The sequence below is a fragment of the Nitrospirota bacterium genome, from assembly GCA_016207905.1.
Classification (GTDB): Bacteria; Nitrospirota; Thermodesulfovibrionia; order Thermodesulfovibrionales; family JdFR-86; genus JACQZC01.
Genome location: JACQZC010000039.1, coordinates 1 through 17464, shown reverse-complemented (window position 1 = coordinate 17464; position 17464 = coordinate 1). Strand labels below are relative to the sequence as shown.

Sequence of the window (17464 nt, the reverse complement as noted above, 5' to 3'; positions counted from 1 at the left end):
CTATAAACTAAAGCAAAAACATTAGACCCTGAATCGAGTTCAGGGTGACGGTTAGGGTTCAGGGTGACAGGATTGAAGGAGGTAGAATGAAAAGAGGACAAGGCACACATGAGGCAAAGAGATTTCTACTTTGGCTTGACAAGAAAGAGAGCCAGACTTGACCCTTATCCATGATTTCCTCTATACTCTGTTTTATGGATGAGACCTTAAGAGAGCTTTACGAGCACGGAAGAGAGCTGTACGATAAAGGCAGATACTCAGAGGCAGAGGTAATGCTCAAGGAGGTAATAAAGCTAAAGCCAGATTATGCGGATGTGCATAATAAATTAGGCGTAATAGCAAGTCTAAAGGGTCTTTACAGCGATGCAGTGAATAATTTTAAAAGGGCTATCGAGCTGAATCCGAGATACACAGAGGCATCTCTGAATCTGGCTATAACATATAACGAGATTGGAGAGTTTGAAAAGGCACAGGAGGTCTTCTTAAAGGCATCTCAGATAGCTGTTTCCTCTCCAGGAAAGCTTGACCCATTTGTAGCAGGAAAATTGGCTAATGAGCATTACAGGTTAGGCAATCTCTACTTCGATTTCTCCCTTTACGAGGATGCAATAGAGGAGTATAAGAAAGCCCTCAAGCTCAAGCCAAACCTTGCTGATGTTCATACCAAGTTAGGCATTGCCTTGAGGAACAAGGAGCTTTATGACGAGGCAATAGAGCATTTTACCAAGGCAAAAGAGATAAACCCTCATTACGGGCATGCATGGGTTCAACTCGGTCTTACATACTACATGAAAGGCTTTACAGGTCTTGCCTTCGAAGAATGGTCAACCGCCCTCAGCAAGAATCCAAACCTCAAAGAAGCAGAATCCTATATCAATCTCCTTAAAAAAGGAGAGTAAAAGTTAGTGTCCCTTCTTGAGGTAAGGGGACTTAATATATCCTTCAAAGCAAAACCAGTAAGGATTGTAAATGACCTGAATTTTAGCCTAAGTGAAGGCTCTGTATCAGGACTTGTTGGCGAAAGCGGATGTGGAAAAAGCCTTACTGCCCTTTCCATTATGGGCATACTTCCTCAGAATTTTCAGGCACAAGGAAGTGTACTCCTTAATGGCAGAAACCTTCTTGGTCTGAGGGATGAGGAGATGCAGAAGGTAAGGGGCAAGGAGGTCTCTATGATATTTCAGGAGCCGATGACCTCTTTAAACCCGGTATTAAGGGTTGGCTACCAGATAAAAGAGGCTATCACCACCCACCTTAAGGTCTCAAAAAAACATGCCGATGAAATGACAGTTGACCTCTTGAGGGCAGTGAAGATTCCATCTCCAGAGATTCGTTTGAGGGAATATCCGCACCAGATGTCAGGAGGGATGAGGCAGAGGATAATGATAGCAATGGCAATTGCATGTAATCCCTCTTTGCTGATTGCCGATGAGCCAACAACTGCCCTCGATGTAACGATAGAGGCACAAATCCTCGAACTCCTTAAGGGGCTTATAGAGACAAGGGATATGTCCATACTTCTTATAACTCACGACTTGGGGATAATAAGGGAAAACGCAAAGGATGTTGCGGTTATGTATGCAGGAAGGCTTGTCGAGACTGCATCTACCGAGGAGATATTCTCATCTCCGGCTCATCCATACACTATAGGGCTTCTTGAATCCCTGCCACAAAGAAAGGATATACCTCTTACGCCAATACCAGGCTCTGTGCCAAAGTTAGAGAGCCTTCCGGCAGGCTGTAAGTTTTCTCCGAGGTGCAGGTTTATGAAGCCTGAGTGTCAAAAGGAAGAGCCAATTCTAAGGGAAATCTCCTCAGGGCACAGCTCAAGGTGCATTAGGGCAGAGGAGATAAGATGGCACTAATAGAGGTTAAGGAGCTCAAAAAGCACTTCCTCCTCAGGGTATCTCCAATGAGGCATGAACTTCTTAAGGCAGTGGACGGAGTCAGCCTTTCATTAGAGAAAGAAATGGTGCTTTCCATAGTTGGAGAATCAGGATGCGGAAAATCCACCATAGCAAGGCTCATCCTGAGGCTCATCCTGCCAACAGAAGGCAAGGTGCTATTCAAGGACAGGGATGTCTTTGAATTGAAAGGCGACAAGCTAAAGGCATTCAGAAAGTCAGTTCAGATTATATTTCAGGACCCATTTGCATCCCTTAATCCGAGAAAGACTGTATTTGATACAATCTCAGAGCCTCTTAAGATACATGGGCTTTCAAGGAAATCCGAGCTAAAAGACAAGGTTATAGAGCTTTTAAGACAGGTCGGGCTGAATGATGTCCTTAGCTCATACCCTCATGAGTTTAGCGGAGGACAGAGGCAGAGACTCTGCATTGCGAGGGCACTTGCTACATCCCCGGAGGTCATTGTTGCGGATGAGCCTCTTTCTGCTTTAGATGTCTCCATACAGGCACAAATCCTGAATCTTCTTATCGAGCTAAAGAGGCAGTTCAGACTTTCGTTCATCTTCATAAGCCATGACCTCAGGGTTGTCGAATACTTAAGCAATGAGGTGGCAGTGATGTACCTTGGAAAGATTGTAGAGTTTTCGCCTGCAGAGGAGCTTTTTGGCAAGCCCCTTCACCCATATACAGAGGTATTACTTTCCTCTTTGCCAAGCATAAAACCAGTGGTCAGGACAAAACCATCTTTAAAAGGCGATGTGCCAAGCCCTATAAATATACCTTCGGGATGTCCGTTTCATCCGAGATGCCCAAAGAGATTTCAGCCCTGCGACAGGGTCATCCCATTGCTAAAGGAACACATGGGAAGATTGGTTTCATGCCATCTCTGGAACCCCTTTTAGAGGATTCTTCCTATTCTTATTGCATCCGCAACCTTTACGACCTTTAGCATTCGGGCTACATCATGTACCCTCACTATATTTGCACCATTAAATACCGAGATTGCAACTGCTCCTGCTGTGCCTTCGAGCCTCTCTTCAGGAGGTGCATCTCCAAGAATCCTTCCTATGAATGCCTTTCTCGAAGGGCCTATGAGTATGGGTTTTTCAAGGAGGGTGAATTCATGGAGGTTTTTTATTATTTCGAGGTTGTGGTCAAATGTTTTTCCAAAGCCGATTCCCGGGTCTATGACAATCATGTCCTCTCTGATGCCTGCACCTGTCGCAATCCTTATGCCCTCTTTTAGATAATCCATAATCTCTAAAATCAGTGCCTTATATTTCGGGCTCTTCTGCATATCCTTTGGAGTGCCTTTTATGTGCATGATTATGACAGGGACACTGGAGCGTGCAACAACAGATGCCATCTCAGGGTCAAACCTTAATCCGCTTATATCATTGACAATGGATGCACCTGCCTCGATAGCTCTTTTTGCTACCTCTCCTCTATATGTGTCAATGGATATTGGGATGTCAAGCCTTCCTGAAATGGCAGAAATAAGAGGAACGGTCCTTCTTATCTCCTCCTCTACTGACACAGGCTCTGAGCCTGGCCTTGTGGACTGACCTCCTATGTCAATGATGTCTGCGCCCTCGTCTTCAATCTCCAATGCCCGCTCTATTGCACTTAACTTATCCATATAAAGCCCTCTGTCTGAAAAGGAATCAGGCGTGACATTGAGGATACCCATTACATAGGTCTTCAGGGAAAAGTCAAAGCTGTAATCTCTCCAACTGAGCAACATGTCTGGATTTTAACACAGAAAAGGGGGAATTCAACTGGCACCACTTTATGTCAGGCTCAAATCTTGACTGTAATACCAAAATAGAAATGTCCTAAAAACAGTCATGCTATACAGCCCTTTTAAGCCATCCCTGTCTGTCATGCTGGCTTGTCCAGCATCCTTCTTTCCCGCACTCAGGCCGGAAAGATTCCCGACAAGCGGGAATGACAATTGCGTTGAGGCAATAACATAAAATAGGACATTTCTAATTTGGCTTGTCAGGCTCAAATCTTGACTTGACCTTTACTCGAAAATAAGGTAATATCAAGTGTTTTAAAATTAAACACGAGTATTGCTATTTGAAACACTTTGAAGGAGGAGAGACCTTGGTTAAGTTCAGGTTTATTGGAGTTTTAGTTTTATTACTATTGGTGGCAGGTATCTTTGGAGAAGGTGTTTTTGCATCTGAGGGAGAGGTGGTGATGCCGACCACATCAGAAAGCAATGTTCCGTGGTGGGTCTGGCCCTTAGTATTATTCGTAGTGACATTTATATTAGGTGTGTTGGCAGTCTTAGGAGGGGTTGGAGGCGGTGTGCTTTTTGTTCCGATAATCGGTGGTTTTTTCCCGTTTCATCTTGATTTTGTAAGAGGTGCAGGGCTTTTGGTTGCGCTTTCAGGTGCACTTGCCGCAGGACCAGGGCTTCTCAAAAGAGGTCTGGCTGACCTAAGGCTTGCAATACCAGTTGCACTCATAGCCTCTGCCTGTGCCATAGTAGGTGCAATGATAGGTCTTGCACTACCTACAAATATAGTGCAGACAGCATTGGGCGCTACAATACTGGGTATAGTCTTTATAATGCTTATGGCTAAAAAATCTGAGTATCCTGAGGTTAAAAAGGCAGATGCCCTTTCAAATGCCCTCAGGATAAGCGGTGTTTATTACGAGGCATCAACTGGCGAGGATGTAAACTGGAAGGTCCATAGAACCCTGAAGGGTCTTTTTCTCTTTATAATAATAGGTGTAATGGCAGGTATGTTTGGCCTTGGAGCTGGGTGGGCAAATGTGCCTGTCTTGAATCTTATGATGGGTGCACCGCTAAAGGTCTCTGTTGCAACAAGCAAGTTTCTGCTTTCAATAACAGATACATCTGCGGCATGGATTTATATGAACAATGGCGCAGTGCTTCCAATGATGGTTGTGCCCTCTATCGTGGGAATAATGCTTGGCTCTATAGTTGGCGTGAGAATCCTCACAAAGACAAGGCCATCCGCAGTCAGATATATAGTCATAGTAATGCTTCTTTTTGCAGGGCTAAGGGCGTTGCTTAAAGGGCTTGAAATCTGGAAATAAGGAGGAAGTCAATGTCAAAACATCAGGCAACTGAGGAACAGCTTATATACGCAGGGCTTCTTGACAAAGGCATGAAATTAGGACTGCTTGCAGTCGTAGTGACATTCATAGTATACCTCACAGGCATTCTTAAGCCGTATATGCCTATAGAGGATTTGCCGAAATACTGGGGGCTTTCTGTGCATGAGTATCTTAAAACCGCAGATGTACACGCAGGATGGTCATGGCTTTCTATGGTTGGAAATGGAGACTTTCTGAATTTTATAGGTATAGCCTTTCTTGCTGGTGTCACCATAATCTGCTATATTGCAATCATGCCTGTGCTTCTTAAAAAGAAAGACACTATATATTTTATCCTTTGTGTGCTTGAGGTAGCAGTCTTAGCTCTTGCGGCATCAGGCATACTGAAGGCAGGAGGGCACTGATATGGAAGAATTATGTTCTATAAGGCTTGAAAGACTGCTTCTTTCAACAGATGGCTCAGAGTTCAGCGAGGGTGCAATAAGGGAAGCAGTAAGGCTTGCTAAAAACTGTAAGTGTGAGCTCTCAGCATTATATGTCATAGAGTTTAATCCTGAATTTGAAGCCCTCGCACCAAAGCTCGTTGAAAAGATGGAGGTTGGCTCAAAACAGCACCTTGCCTCTGTAAGAGAAAGGGCTTTGAAAGAAGGGGTTGACTGTAAGACACTCATAAGAAGAACTGAAGCACCGTATCAGGCAATAGTCGAAGAAGCAGGAAAACTTAAAGCTGATGTGATAGTTATGGGAAGGCGGGGAAGGTCAGGTCTTAAAAAGCTCATGATGGGCTCTGTTACAGCAAAGGTCATTGGCCATTCGGCATGCGATGTGTTGGTTGTTCCAAGGCAGGCAAGTATACTCTGTAAGAATATCCTCGTTGCAACAGACGGCTCTCTTTTTAGTAATCAGGCAGTTTCTGAGGCAGTAGGCATAGCAAAAAGATGCGGGGCAAGGCTCTATGTGGTGTCTGCTGTTCATGCAGGAGAGGTTTCTCCGTTTGATATTACACAGTTTGAGATGCAAAAGGGCCTTATTGCTTCCGTAGAGATTGATAGGGCAGAAAAGGATATAGCACAGGCAAAGGAGCTTGCTCAAAAAGAAGGTGTCTCTGTTGAGGGCATCATAGCAGGCGGAAGGCCCTATGAGGTAATCGTTGAGACTGCCCATGGCAAGAATGCAGACCTTATAGTTATGGGCTCACATGGAAGGACAGGTGTTGAAAAATTCCTCATGGGCTCTGTTACAGAAAGGGTCATTGGCCATGCAGGGTGTGCTGTATTGGTTGTGAAGCTAAAAAGGGCTTAGTCCTTCTCAAGCCCGTATTTCTTGAGCTTTCTCCAGAGTGATACCCTGTCTATGCCAAGTATCTGTGAGGCTAAGGTCTTGTTGCCACCTACTTCTTTGAGAACCCACTTTATGTAAGCCTCTTCCTGCTCTTCAAGGGATGGAATCTTGCCTTCTTTTTTACGAAATGTCCTTATGCTTAGCTCCCTTAGGTCAAGAGGTAGATGGGCAATCTCTATGGTGCTTCCGTTTGTAAGTGCAACACCTCGCTCTATGATGTTTTCAAGCTCCCTTACATTTCCCGGAAAATCATAATTCATCAGAACTGATAGGACCTCCTCTGAGATTTCAGAAACATCCTTTTTCATAAGTGTAGAGTGCTTCTTCAGGAAATAATAGCTAAGGAGAGGTATGTCGTCTTTTCTTTCTGAAAGAGGCGGGATGTGAAGTGAGACAACATTTAATCTAAAATAAAGGTCCTGCCTCATGCTTCCGTCCTTTATCGCATCCTGAATATCCCTGTTTGTTGCAGATATAAACCTTACATCTACTTTCAGAGGCTCTGTTGCTCCAAGCCTTAAGACCTCTTTTTCCTGAATTACCCTCAGGAGCTTTACCTGCATGCTGGCTGGCATCTCAATTATCTCATCAAGAAAGAGTGTGCCTTCTGATGCCATCTCTATAAGCCCCTTCTTGAGCGTGGTTGCGCCTGTGAATGCACCTTTTTCATGTCCAAATAGCTCGTTTCCCAGAAGCTCCTCTGTGAATGCACCACAATTGATTGCAAAGAAAGGCCCTTCAGCCCTTTTGCTATGGAAGTGTATGTACCTTGAGAAGAGCTCTTTTCCTGTGCCACTTTCACCTGTAAGGACGATATTGCAGTCAGTAGGTGCAATCTGTCTTGCTGTCTCAAGAAGCCTCTGCATAGCCGGCTCCTGCGTTATGAGCTTTACCCTTCCTTCAAACTTCTCTATGAGTGCCCTGAGCTCAGCGTTTTCTTTCTTAAGCCTTACCTTTTCAACTGCCTCCTTCACAACCTTTCTTACCTCATCAAGTTTAAAGGGCTTGGCAATATAATCATAAGCACCTTTCCTCATCGTCTCAACTGCTGAGGGGATGCTTGCATAGGCTGTAATCATTATCACCTCTGTGTCGGGATAAAGTTCCTTACATTTTCCGAGCACCTCTATTCCGTTTACCTTTTCCATCTTCAAATCGGTCAGTACGACATCAAAGTCCTGCTCACTGAGTATCTTGAGGGCGGTGGAACCGCTTGCGGTGCTGACCACTGCATAGCCTTCCTTTTTCATTACATATTCAAGGTTTTTGAGCGCTACCTTTTCGTCTTCTACTATTAAAAGTCTTACCTTAGCTTCCATCCTCAGTGCTCCTTTCAGGTAGTTTTATCAGAAATGTCGTTTCGCGGCCAGGCTGGCTGTCGACTTCTATTATGCCCCCGTGCTCCTCTATGATGCTATGCACAATGAACAGGCCAAGTCCATGACCCTTCTTTGCGGACTTTGTGGTAAAGAAGGGGTCAAAAACCTTGTAAAGAATTGTTTTATCCATGCCGACACCAGTATCAGAGACCTTTATCTCGGTTGTCTTGTCTCTGGTATTGGCATTTGCGGATATTGATATCTTTCCCTCTTCAGGTATCGCGGAGATGCTATTTGCTATGAGGTTGAGAAACACCTGCTGGATTCTCTGCTTGTCTGCAAAGAGTGTGATGTCCTCAGGGATGTTTACGATAATATCAATCTTGGAAGGCACCTCGGCTTTGATAAATCTGATTGACTCGTTGACCGTCTGTTTCAGGTTTATTCGCTCTTTTTCCCTTGCCCTTGAGAAATCAAGAATTGCCCTTACAATATCCCTTGCCCTGTCGGTCTCGTTCTCAATCTGGTCAAGGAGTTCTTTCTTGTATTCAGGAGATGCTTTCTCTAATTCTTCCTTGAGGATCTGGCAGGAGGTAGAAATGTTGGACAGGGGGTTGTTAAGTTCATGGGTTACGCCGAAAATAAGAGTTCCAAGTGATGCAAGTTTCTCGGAATGGATGAGATGCATCTGCCTGGCGTCAAGCTCCGCAATCATCTTGCTGAATGCATCTTTTAACAAGATTATTTCTCTGTCAGATGATGTGATGGGGAGGCTGTTGAAATGCCCACTTGAGACATCCTGCATAGCGTTCTCTAATTGTTTAAGTGGTCTTACAACCACGCGGGATAGATATTGACCGATAAGGCATCCGGCAACAATCAAAAACATAATGGAGGCAATCAGGAGTCTTCCTGAGAACACTATAAGCGATTGCATGCGTGCCCTCACCCGCTCTGCTATGGCTTCTGCTCCAGTAACAATCGCTTTTCCACTTGCCCTTATCGTGCCTTCAAGGATGTATTCACTGGTAGGATTTACCGATGCATTTACTGTGAAATATTCATTCATGAGTAATTTATACTCTGCGATTATGGTCTCAAGATGAGAGATGTTAGTGGCAGGCGAAAATCTTATGATTTCCCCTTTATTTTTTCTTAAAATATCCTCTACTACATTTGTAAACTTTAGGTTTTCATTGTAGTCATCGGTATTTTTATAAAGGATATAATTCTTCTCAAACCTCCTCATCTCCAAAGTTGCATCAAAGAACTCGGAGATTATAAGGTTGAAGGTAATCTTTCTCTCAATCCTTTTGAGGTTCAGGTAGTTTAAAACCGACACAACGACTATCAGTGCCAGGCACAGATAATATCCATAGCTTACCTTTCTCTGAATGCTTGGCTGTATAAGCACACCTGAAGTTTATCACTAATTCATTGCAAAATGCAACCCCACTTTTTTAAATGCAACAGGCTTAAATGCTTTCAGTAAAAGGGGTTTCTGTTTTGCGATGCATATTGCAACATGGCTCTGTGCCTCCATACTGAAAAATCTAAATATTTCAATGAGTTAGATTCTGGCATGGAAATTGAATGTATAAGATTGGCTTACAAAGCAAGGAGGTGTGTATGAAAAGGTTTATGAAGAGGCTTGAGAACTTATTCACTGCAATTACCTTTGCAGAGGCAGGTGAGCATGAAACTGCAAGGCAGATACTTAAAGAAGTTGAGCGCAAAGAGGAGAAACAGCCTGAACTCCTTCAGGAAAAAAGAAAAAGCAGTGACGGCAGCCCTGCTCCGGCAAGGAGCTAAGGGAAGACAAATATTGGGCAATTTAAGGAAGCATTTTGAGGACATGATGTCAGCTTCCGCATTTGCGGAGGCTGGCGAGTTTGACATTGCGAGGGAGATTTTAAGGAAGGAGAATGTGCTTCTGGTGCTTACTGGAGATGAATCAGACAAAAGGTCATTTAGATATGCCCTTAATATCTCAAAGAGGATAGGTGCAGGGCTTGAGGTTCTTTATGTCTCAACTAAGGATGATGACATTTTAAGGGTATTTGGGGATGAGGCAAAAAAAGAGGGAATAGACTTCAAGGTGACAAAAAGAAAAGAGGGTTGTATCAAAAAAGAGATTATTGATTACACAGAAAAAAGAAGAGACCTGCAGTTTGTAATCGTAGAATCCTCAAATACCCTCGATATCGATTGCGAGGAAGGCAAAAAGCTTTCGGACTCATGGAGCAGGATTAAATGTCCACTCGTTGTGGTCTCGGAGGCAGTGTAACACGATAAAGGAGGAATATGATGGGTAGTTCACAAAGCACGAAAAAAAAGCCTTATTTAAAGACAGTATTGTGGGGAATAGGCTCAATAGCACTGTATACGGTTCTGCTCTCGAAGCAGGACATCATTAACAAATATTTTGGACTTGGAGGAGTGGTTTATGCCATCCTTCCCATAGTAACCGCATTTATATTCTCTATTGTCCATGGCACCTTCACAAGCCATTTCTGGACTGCTCTTGGTGTTGAGGCTTCTAAAAAGCATAAGGGGGTAAAATAAGATGAATGATATAGCCAAAGAGGCTGTTAATTTTTTAGACCTTGACCTCATAAAGATTATCTACTTATTTATTGTTGGGTTTGTAGGAGGACTTGTAAGCGGGTTTATAGGCTCAGGCGGTGCCTTTGTTCTCACCCCTGCCATGATGAGCATGGGTGTGCCTGGGCTTGTGGCAGTTGCAAGCAACATGTGTCATAAGTTCCCGAAGGCCCTTGTGGGAGCGATAAAGCGCGCAAGATACGGTCAGGTGGATGTCAAGATAGGGATAGTCCTCGGAATTTCCGCCGAGGCTGGAGTATTATATGGCGCCCATATACAGGAGAGTATCAAAAAGAGTTTTGGGGATGCAGGCTCAAACCTCTATGTGAGTACGGCATTTGTAGTAATCCTTGCAATAGTTGGAGGGTATGTCCTTAGGGATGCATGGAAGATTCATAAATCAGGGAACGCACTTGAGGAGGAGAAGGTCACTAAACTGGCACGGTGGGTGCAGTCTATCCACATACCAGGCACTATGGTTTACTTTAAGAGTCTCAGGGCAAAGGTCTCTGTGCTCTTTACCATACCACTTGGCTTTGCAACAGGCATGCTTGCCGCTACCATTGCAGTTGGAGGCTTTGTAGGGGTGCCTGCAATGATTTATGTTCTTGGGGCACCGAGCCTCATGGCATCTGCCTCGGAGCTCGTTATTGCATTTGTCATGGGATGTGGTGGGTCTTTTAAGTATGCCCTGAGCGGTCTTGTGGACATTCGGCTTGCAATGATAATCCTTGCAGGCTCTTTATTTGGTGTACAGCTTGGAGCCATGGGCACTACATATGTAAAGCCCTATCTAATAAAGGTAGTGATGGGCGTCATAATGGTTATTGTGCTTGTAAGCAGAGGCTTGATGGTTCCTGTTTACATGTCACAGCTTAAGCTCATTGCAACATTGGGCGAAGGCACAGTGAAGATGCTTAGGAATATAAGTTTTGTTATAATGATTTTAGCCTTAGTTATTGGAGCCTTCATTATTATTCGTGCCATATGGCAGGGCAGAAGGGCAGAGCATGAAATATCTGCCAAGGAGGTATTAGAGCATGGGAAGGTATAAAAAGCTTCTCGTTGCATATGACGGCTCAATCTCAAGTAAGAATGCACTCAAGCAGGCAATAAGGCTTGCAGAGACAGAAAAAAGCTGGATAAAGGTGGTAGCGGTTGTGCCATCTTATGAAGGCGAGCTTGACCTCACCGCTGTAAGAAATATAAAGGAAGTCCTAAAAGGTTCTGCCGAGAAACTCATTAAAGAGGCAACTGAGGTTGCAAAGGCAGAGGGTGCTTCTGTAATGGTAAACCTTGAGCAGGGCGAGGCATACGAGAAGATTATAGATGTAGCAGAAGAGGAAAACTGTGACCTCATTGTGATGGGTAGAAGGGGCATGAGAGCCCTCGAAAGGGCTTTCATGGGCTCTGTCACCGCAAGGGTTATATGCCATTCAAAGAAGGATGTCCTCGTTATTCCGAGGGATGCACACATAGGCTTTAAGAACATACTGCTTGCAGTAGATGGCTCGGAATTTGGCAGGCTCGCCACTGAAAGGGCAGTTGAGTTTGCAAAATCCTATGGTAGTAATCTTGTAGCAATCTCTGTCGTTGATGTCACAGATGAGTTCCTTGCACAGGCACCTGAGATAGTTGATGACCTTATTAAAAAGGCAAAGACATTCCTTAAAGATGTCCAAGAGAAGGCATCCACATCAAATGTGAATGTGGAGACCTTTGTCAAAGAAGGTGAGACATACACCAAGATACTGGAGCTTGCAGGAGAAAAGAAAGCAGATGTCATATTCATGGGCTCTCATGGCAGAACAGGCATAAAGAAGCTTCTTATGGGCTCTGTCACAGAAAAGGTCATTGGTCATACCCCCTGCCCTGTGCTTGTTGTTAAGCTCTTGAAAAAGTAAATCTCTGTTACGCCTCCAGCCCCTCTTCGGTAAGGCATGAAAAAGGTATGTTATAATACCTCCTTGAAAGCCTCTATGGCTTAAGTCATAGGATTTTCTACCAGATGGTAAGTATTGAATTACAGATAAGTTTAGTTCTGCTTTTTGCCCTCGGTGGGTATCTTCTATCCTCGCGAATTAACCAGTCAGCAGTCGTTGGGGTAATAGTCATCGGAGTAATAATTGGTCCAAGCCTCATTGGCATCATCCAGTATACCGATGCCATAAAGATGCTTGCCCATCTCGGAGCGATACTGCTTCTTTTCTCCATAGGACTGGAATTCAAGATTAGAGATGTTTACCAGATAAAGTATATGTTCATAGCATTAGTTGGGCTTCTCCTGCCATGGGTAGCAGGGTATTTTATCGGTGTCTTATTTGGCTATGGATTAAAGGAGTCCATGTTCATAGGTGTTTCTTTAACTGCAACAAGCATTGCCATTACAGCAAAGGTCTTAGAGGAGATGAAAAAGCTTAATACCCCTGCTGCAAGGGCAATAATCGGAGCCGCTGTAATAGACGATGTCTTAGGGTTGATTGCATTGTCAATTGTTATACAGTCAACAAAAGGGGATGTATCTGTTATGGATATAGCGGTAGTGGCAATAGAAGCAACGGTCTTTTTGCTTGCAGGAATATTTGTCGCACCACACATAAAGAAGCTATTCATAAAACTGGATGAGAAGGAATTTGCTAAGAGGTTTCCTGATTTCCTATTTATCATGGCAGTGATGTTCTGTTTTCTGTATGCCTCTGTTGCTGAGCTTATAGGGCTTTCTGCAATTGTTGGTGCATTTCTTGCGGGTGCTGTGCTTGAAGGAGTAAGGTTCAAACACAGTAAGGGACTAAAAGAAGGTGCAGAGTATCTTCATATAATCTTTGGTGCAATATTCTTCATGAGTGTGGGGATACTGGCAAATCTCAGGGAACTAACATTTAAGATGTTACCATTTTATGTGGTCTTACTCCTTATTGCCATATTAACAAAACTTCTTGGCTGTGGTGTGCCTTCAAGGCTGGTCGGTTTCAGTAAGAAAGAGTCTTTGATTATCGGCCTTGGGATGTCTCCGAGGGGAGAGGTCGCAATGATAGTTGCACTGATAGGACTGACATCTAATATCATCCATCAGGACATCTATGTAGCAGTAGTCCTCATGTCACTAATAACGACCATACTTACCCCACTCATTATAAGAAAGCTAAAATGGGACTAAAGGAACTGTCTTTACCACTCTGTCCTGTAATTAGGAGCTTCTTTTGTGATAATGACATCATGGACATGGCTTTCCCTAAGCCCTGCATTGGTGATTCTTATGAATCTTGCTTTTCTTTTAAGCTCATTAAGGTTTTTTGAACCGCAGTAACCCATACCAGCCCTTAGTCCTCCTATAAGCTGGTTGACCGTGTATGAAAGAGGTCCTTTATGAGGAACCCTTCCTTCTACGCCTTCGGGGACGAGTTTTTTTGACTCTATGCCAGCCTGCATGTATCTATCTCGGGTGCCTGACTGCATGGCTCCTAAGGAGCCCATTCCCCTGTAGACCTTATAGCTTCTTCCCTGATAAAGAACAATCTCGCCAGGGGATTCGTCTGTGCCTGCAAAAAGAGAGCCTATCATTATAGCATCTGCACCCACTGCAAGTGCCTTTGTTATGTCTCCTGAGTACTTTATGCCTCCATCTGCTATAAGAGGTATACCTGCCTTGCTCGAGACCTTATAGCAGTCTATTATGGCTGTAATCTGTGGCACTCCTGCTCCTGCAATTATTCTTGTTGTGCATATCGAGCCCGGACCTATTCCAATCTTTATTGCATCGGCACCTGCCCTTATAAGGTCTCTCGTTGCCTCCTGGGTTGCTACATTGCCTGCAATAACATCCAACTTAAATAGCCTCTTAAGTCTCCTCAGGGTCTCAACCACTGCCTTTGTGTGGCCATGTGCAGTGTCTATTGCTAAGACATCGGCGCCTGCGCCCACAATCATCTCTGCCCTTTCGATTGCCTCTTCGCCAACTCCAACTGCGGCACCAACCCTTAATCTGCCCATCTTGTCTTTGCATGAATTAGGGTATTTCCTTCTTTTCTCTATGTCCTTGATAGTTATAAGTCCCTTAAGATTAAAATCCTTATCCACTATTGGAAGCTTCTCGATTTTGTATTTATGGAGGAGTTTCTTTGCCTTATCCAAGTCTGTGCCAACTGGTGCTGTAATGAGCCTGTCTTTTGTCATCACCTCAGAGACCCTCTTGTCAAACCGCGTCTCGAATCTGAGGTCCCTGTTTGTGAGAATCCCAACAAGTCTTTTCTCGACTGTGACAGGTACTCCTGAGATTGTATATTTCTCCATGAGCGAAAGTGCCTCTGATATTGGCGATTGTGGGGAGATGGTAATTGGGTCTATTATCATTCCGCTTTCCGATTTCTTTACCCTCTCCACTTCTCCTGCCTGTTTTTGAGGAGACATTGCCCTGTGTATAATCCCTATGCCACCTTCCCTTGCCACTGCTATTGCCATTTCGGATTCTGTCACTGTGTCCATTGCAGAGCTAAGAAGTGGTATGTTTAGCTTTATATTTGAAGTCAAGTTTGTCGAAAGGTCTGCCTCTTTTGGCGCGACATCGGACATTGAAGGCACTAAAAGGACATCATCGAAAGTTAGACCCAATGGAAGATTTCCCTTAGACATCTTATATCTTAGCATCTCTCTTTAAATAAGGCAAACAACTGTATGGGTTCAACACATATGAGACAAACCATGGGATTCTTCTTACTGATGATGTCATTCACCCTCCCCTTAATCCCCTCCCTTCATGGAGGGGAATTATTTTTTAATATAGGGGGACAAAGTCCCCCTATCCCCTCTGTCATTCCCGCAAGCAAAGCGCGTCGGGAATCCTTCTTAAAAGAAAGATGGATTCCGAACAAGTCGGAATGACAATAATAAGGGGCATGGGGGCTTTGCCCCCATACCTTAAGACAGGGGGGGTGGGTGGGAAAATAAAAATAATTTTTATACACCATTTCAGTCTCACATGTATCTGAACTTATTCATACTGCCGCAGGCTATCTGGAAAAGGCAAAAAATAATATTTCAGACCTGAACCTATTAATAATTTACCACCTACCTACGCCATCTGAAGACATGGCGGGTTTGATTCGTCTTCGACAAAGTAAAATAATTAAGGTCGAATTTCTTGCAATGCTTGTCTCAAGCCAGAAAGAAAGTTTTGAGTCTTTTGTTATCTCTATCGGTCCTGAATATGCTGTTTCGTAAATCTTTTTCTTTCCCGGAATGCTGTAAATGGACAATGTATTACGCATTTCACCCTTGAGTGTAAACATGAGGTCTTTGTATATCCCATAGAAATGCTCTCCCTTGACCATGAAATCATTATCGATTACGACATACATGCACTTTGGCAGAGACTTGTAGTCGATATTAGATTTTACGAGGATATCCTCTCTTATAACTACAAAGTATCTCTCATATTCATAACATGTAATCGGTTCTGTGACTGTGACGTTATCAGAACCCAGTATGGCATCTTTCGCATGACTGGAAGTGTTAAAAAGAATCAGGCAGAACAATACAATTAAAAAGAACTTTTTCATGAATATTACATGCGGTGCTCACATCGGGTTTTATCTGTCTTATGCAGAGTGAAATCCTTAAGGTCGAGTATGACCAGTGTCTCTATAGCGGCACTGATTCCATGGGAAATTTCATCATAATTCGGACAGTTCTCCCTGTTTGCCTCTTCAGTCTCAAACCAGAAAGAGAGCTTCGAGCCGTCTATTTCTATTGTCTCGGAATAAGATGTCTCATAGACCTCTTTCTTTTTAGAGATATCATAGATTATTAATAGGCGTGGACAGGGGCATGTTCCACTGTCAACAAAAAGGAGGTCCTCATATATTCCAAAGAAATATTCCGCCCATTCGTTTTTAACCTCGAAGTCCTTATCTTCCACAATATAGCTACATGCAATAGAGCCGTCGTAGTCAGCCTTGCGCTTTACGAGGATGTTACTACCTGGTGAAGCGGGTGGTTCAGCTGTTATTACAAAATATTTGTCGTAGTCATAGCACTGAATCGTCCCATAAGCAAGAGCAACATCGGAGCCCGGAAGAAGAACTATCTTTTCCCTTAAAGTGCCGAGCTCCTGCCCGTAGCAGGCAATGGCAAAAAAGAATATGCTAACGGAGAGGATTACGAAGGAAAACATCCTTGGGAAGCACACATTCCTAAGCAGAATAAATGGGAAGTTCAGGTCTTGAAATATCATTTTGCCTCTCTCAAAAGCCTGGTAGTAATCAGTAACGCTTCTCATGTTCCCATGAGGCGTTGTCCCTTCCTTTCGTTGAAGTATAAAATCCCTACTTCTTTTCTACTGTTGCGCAAGCTATAGCCATGACCATTGGCATAAGGGTTAAGGCATATAAAAACAGTCTTCTCATCGTATCCACCTCCTTAATAAGGAATTAAATTATATCGAGAAGTTTATCAGAGCAGTTCTCAAATAGCAAGTTTTTTTTCATAATAAGAAGCAATTTTTCTTGACAGAAAAGATGTGCCTGCTTAAGATAAGGGCAAAGGGGTTATTCTTACTTCAGAGAGAGGAAGGGACAACATACGGTCAGTTATGCTCCCCTCTATCAAGAGGGGCTGGGGGTGTGTAATGAACAAAATATACTACAACCCAAAACTTAAAGAACTGGCTCAAAGGTTAAGAAACAATAGCACAAGAACCGAGATTATACTCTGGAACTATCTCAAGTGGAATCAGGTAAAGGGATATAATTTTCACAGGCAGAAGCCTATTGGTAGCTACATTGTAGATTTCTTCTGTAATAAGTTAAAGCTGGCAATTGAAATAGATGGCTACACACATAGTTTTGAAGAGACATTTGAAAGGGATAAAGACAAGGTTGAGAGATTAAATAAATTGGGAATAACCGTTTTAAGATTTTCAGACAAAGATGTTATGAAAAACACACCCCTTTATCCCCTCTTAATAGAGGGGACAAGAAAATGGGTGCAACCTGCTAACATAGGTAACAGATTAACCTACGGACATGGGTAACAGTATAATGGCAGAGCAAGGAGGTATTGTGATGCCATGGAGAGAGGTGAGACCTATGGACGAGAGAGTGAGTTTGATTTCGAACTGGCTTAAAGGTTGTTTCACAATCACAGAGCTTTCGGTTACTTACGGTGTCAGCCGCAAGACGGTCTATAAGTGGATCAACCGGT

Annotated in this window: 19 protein-coding genes; 13 read left to right on the top strand and 6 right to left on the bottom strand. The window is 43.5% G+C overall.

Annotated features, from left to right (window positions below; translation table 11 throughout):
* The first annotated feature begins 194 nt into the window (after positions 1-194).
* From HY805_04615 to HY805_04605, 3 genes are read left to right on the top strand one after another with little or no spacing between them, the layout of a single operon-like run.
* Positions 195-899, top strand: coding sequence for a tetratricopeptide repeat protein (locus HY805_04615; protein ID MBI4823497.1), 705 nt, complete (start codon positions 195-197; stop codon positions 897-899).
* Between the two features lie 6 nt (positions 900-905).
* Positions 906-1865, top strand: a complete 960-nt coding sequence (locus HY805_04610) for an ABC transporter ATP-binding protein (GenBank protein ID MBI4823496.1) — start codon at positions 906-908, stop codon at positions 1863-1865.
* Entirely contained in the window at positions 1856-2809 is a 954-nt protein-coding gene (locus tag HY805_04605) for an ATP-binding cassette domain-containing protein (GenBank protein MBI4823495.1), read from the top strand. Before HY805_04610 ends, HY805_04605 begins: the two co-directional genes overlap by 10 nt.
* Here HY805_04605 and folP read toward each other — a convergent pair.
* On the bottom strand, positions 2806-3651 hold the full coding sequence (gene folP / locus HY805_04600) for a dihydropteroate synthase (protein MBI4823494.1): 846 nt from the start codon (positions 3649-3651) through the stop codon (positions 2806-2808). The genes HY805_04605 and folP overlap by 4 nt on opposite strands.
* A gap of 461 nt (positions 3652-4112) precedes the next feature.
* Here folP and HY805_04595 point away from each other — a divergent pair, with 461 nt between their 5' ends.
* From HY805_04595 to HY805_04585, 3 genes are read left to right on the top strand one after another with little or no spacing between them, the layout of a single operon-like run.
* Positions 4113-4982 carry a sulfite exporter TauE/SafE family protein gene (locus HY805_04595; protein MBI4823493.1) on the top strand — a complete coding sequence of 290 codons (870 nt, stop codon included), beginning with the start codon at positions 4113-4115 and terminating at the stop codon, positions 4980-4982.
* Between the two features lie 11 nt (positions 4983-4993).
* On the top strand, positions 4994-5407 hold the full coding sequence (locus tag HY805_04590; protein ID MBI4823492.1) for a hypothetical protein: 414 nt from the start codon (positions 4994-4996) through the stop codon (positions 5405-5407).
* Position 5408: 1 nt separating this feature from the next.
* Positions 5409-6305 carry a universal stress protein gene (locus HY805_04585; GenBank protein ID MBI4823491.1) on the top strand — a complete coding sequence of 299 codons (897 nt, stop codon included), beginning with the start codon at positions 5409-5411 and terminating at the stop codon, positions 6303-6305.
* Here HY805_04585 and HY805_04580 read toward each other — a convergent pair.
* Positions 6302-7663, bottom strand: a complete 1362-nt coding sequence (locus HY805_04580) for a sigma-54-dependent Fis family transcriptional regulator (protein ID MBI4823490.1) — start codon at positions 7661-7663, stop codon at positions 6302-6304. The genes HY805_04585 and HY805_04580 overlap by 4 nt on opposite strands.
* Positions 7653-9077, bottom strand: a complete 1425-nt coding sequence (locus HY805_04575) for a GHKL domain-containing protein (protein MBI4823489.1) — start codon at positions 9075-9077, stop codon at positions 7653-7655. The genes HY805_04580 and HY805_04575 overlap by 11 nt, the downstream gene beginning before the upstream one ends.
* A 215-nt stretch (positions 9078-9292) precedes the next feature.
* Between HY805_04575 and HY805_04570 the strand changes: the two genes are divergently transcribed.
* From HY805_04570 to HY805_04545, 6 genes are all read left to right on the top strand, one after another.
* The gene (locus tag HY805_04570) at positions 9293-9475 is read left to right on the top strand and encodes a hypothetical protein (GenBank protein MBI4823488.1); all 183 of its coding nucleotides are present in this window, start codon (positions 9293-9295) and stop codon (positions 9473-9475) included.
* A gap of 43 nt (positions 9476-9518) precedes the next feature.
* A complete protein-coding gene (locus tag HY805_04565) occupies positions 9519-9950 on the top strand; it encodes a hypothetical protein (protein ID MBI4823487.1) in 432 nt (143 codons plus the stop codon).
* A 17-nt stretch (positions 9951-9967) separates the two neighbouring features.
* The gene (locus tag HY805_04560) at positions 9968-10228 is read left to right on the top strand and encodes a hypothetical protein (protein MBI4823486.1); all 261 of its coding nucleotides are present in this window, start codon (positions 9968-9970) and stop codon (positions 10226-10228) included.
* Position 10229: 1 nt separating this feature from the next.
* Positions 10230-11321 (top strand): sulfite exporter TauE/SafE family protein, encoded by a 1092-nt coding sequence (locus HY805_04555; GenBank protein ID MBI4823485.1) that lies wholly within the window; start codon positions 10230-10232, stop codon positions 11319-11321.
* Positions 11308-12171 carry a universal stress protein gene (locus HY805_04550; GenBank protein MBI4823484.1) on the top strand — a complete coding sequence of 288 codons (864 nt, stop codon included), beginning with the start codon at positions 11308-11310 and terminating at the stop codon, positions 12169-12171. The genes HY805_04555 and HY805_04550 overlap by 14 nt, the downstream gene beginning before the upstream one ends.
* Before the next feature lie 104 nt (positions 12172-12275).
* Entirely contained in the window at positions 12276-13424 is a 1149-nt protein-coding gene (locus HY805_04545; protein ID MBI4823483.1) for a cation:proton antiporter, read from the top strand.
* Positions 13425-13435: 11 nt separating this feature from the next.
* Here the strand turns inward: HY805_04545 and guaB are convergent, their stop codons facing one another.
* The 3 genes from guaB to HY805_04530 form a co-directional block, all read right to left on the bottom strand.
* Positions 13436-14896, bottom strand: coding sequence for an IMP dehydrogenase (gene guaB, locus HY805_04540; GenBank protein ID MBI4823482.1), 1461 nt, complete (start codon positions 14894-14896; stop codon positions 13436-13438).
* 428 nt (positions 14897-15324) lie between these two features.
* Positions 15325-15621, bottom strand: coding sequence for a hypothetical protein (locus tag HY805_04535; protein ID MBI4823481.1), 297 nt, complete (start codon positions 15619-15621; stop codon positions 15325-15327).
* A gap of 206 nt (positions 15622-15827) precedes the next feature.
* Positions 15828-16436 carry a hypothetical protein gene (locus HY805_04530; GenBank protein MBI4823480.1) on the bottom strand — a complete coding sequence of 203 codons (609 nt, stop codon included), beginning with the start codon at positions 16434-16436 and terminating at the stop codon, positions 15828-15830.
* A gap of 453 nt (positions 16437-16889) precedes the next feature.
* Between HY805_04530 and HY805_04525 the strand changes: the two genes are divergently transcribed.
* Positions 16890-17294, top strand: a complete 405-nt coding sequence (locus tag HY805_04525; protein MBI4823479.1) for a DUF559 domain-containing protein — start codon at positions 16890-16892, stop codon at positions 17292-17294.
* Positions 17295-17464: the final 170 nt, after the last annotated feature.

Coding starts and splice junctions, on each gene's coding strand:
- HY805_04530 (MBI4823480.1), bottom strand. CDS start 16,436: ATGTTTTCCTTCGTAATCCTCTCCGTTAGCATATTCTTTTTTGCCATT.
- HY805_04595 (MBI4823493.1), top strand. CDS start 4,113: ATGCCGACCACATCAGAAAGCAATGTTCCGTGGTGGGTCTGGCCCTTA.
- HY805_04555 (MBI4823485.1), top strand. CDS start 10,230: ATGAATGATATAGCCAAAGAGGCTGTTAATTTTTTAGACCTTGACCTC.
- HY805_04560 (MBI4823486.1), top strand. CDS start 9,968: ATGATGGGTAGTTCACAAAGCACGAAAAAAAAGCCTTATTTAAAGACA.
- HY805_04565 (MBI4823487.1), top strand. CDS start 9,519: ATGATGTCAGCTTCCGCATTTGCGGAGGCTGGCGAGTTTGACATTGCG.
- HY805_04545 (MBI4823483.1), top strand. CDS start 12,276: ATGGTAAGTATTGAATTACAGATAAGTTTAGTTCTGCTTTTTGCCCTC.
- folP (MBI4823494.1), bottom strand. CDS start 3,651: ATGTTGCTCAGTTGGAGAGATTACAGCTTTGACTTTTCCCTGAAGACC.
- HY805_04615 (MBI4823497.1), top strand. CDS start 195: ATGGATGAGACCTTAAGAGAGCTTTACGAGCACGGAAGAGAGCTGTAC.
- HY805_04590 (MBI4823492.1), top strand. CDS start 4,994: ATGTCAAAACATCAGGCAACTGAGGAACAGCTTATATACGCAGGGCTT.
- HY805_04580 (MBI4823490.1), bottom strand. CDS start 7,663: ATGGAAGCTAAGGTAAGACTTTTAATAGTAGAAGACGAAAAGGTAGCG.
- HY805_04535 (MBI4823481.1), bottom strand. CDS start 15,621: ATGTATGTCGTAATCGATAATGATTTCATGGTCAAGGGAGAGCATTTC.
- HY805_04550 (MBI4823484.1), top strand. CDS start 11,308: ATGGGAAGGTATAAAAAGCTTCTCGTTGCATATGACGGCTCAATCTCA.
- guaB (MBI4823482.1), bottom strand. CDS start 14,896: ATGTCTAAGGGAAATCTTCCATTGGGTCTAACTTTCGATGATGTCCTT.
- HY805_04570 (MBI4823488.1), top strand. CDS start 9,293: ATGAAAAGGTTTATGAAGAGGCTTGAGAACTTATTCACTGCAATTACC.
- HY805_04525 (MBI4823479.1), top strand. CDS start 16,890: ATGAACAAAATATACTACAACCCAAAACTTAAAGAACTGGCTCAAAGG.
- HY805_04605 (MBI4823495.1), top strand. CDS start 1,856: ATGGCACTAATAGAGGTTAAGGAGCTCAAAAAGCACTTCCTCCTCAGG.
- HY805_04585 (MBI4823491.1), top strand. CDS start 5,409: ATGGAAGAATTATGTTCTATAAGGCTTGAAAGACTGCTTCTTTCAACA.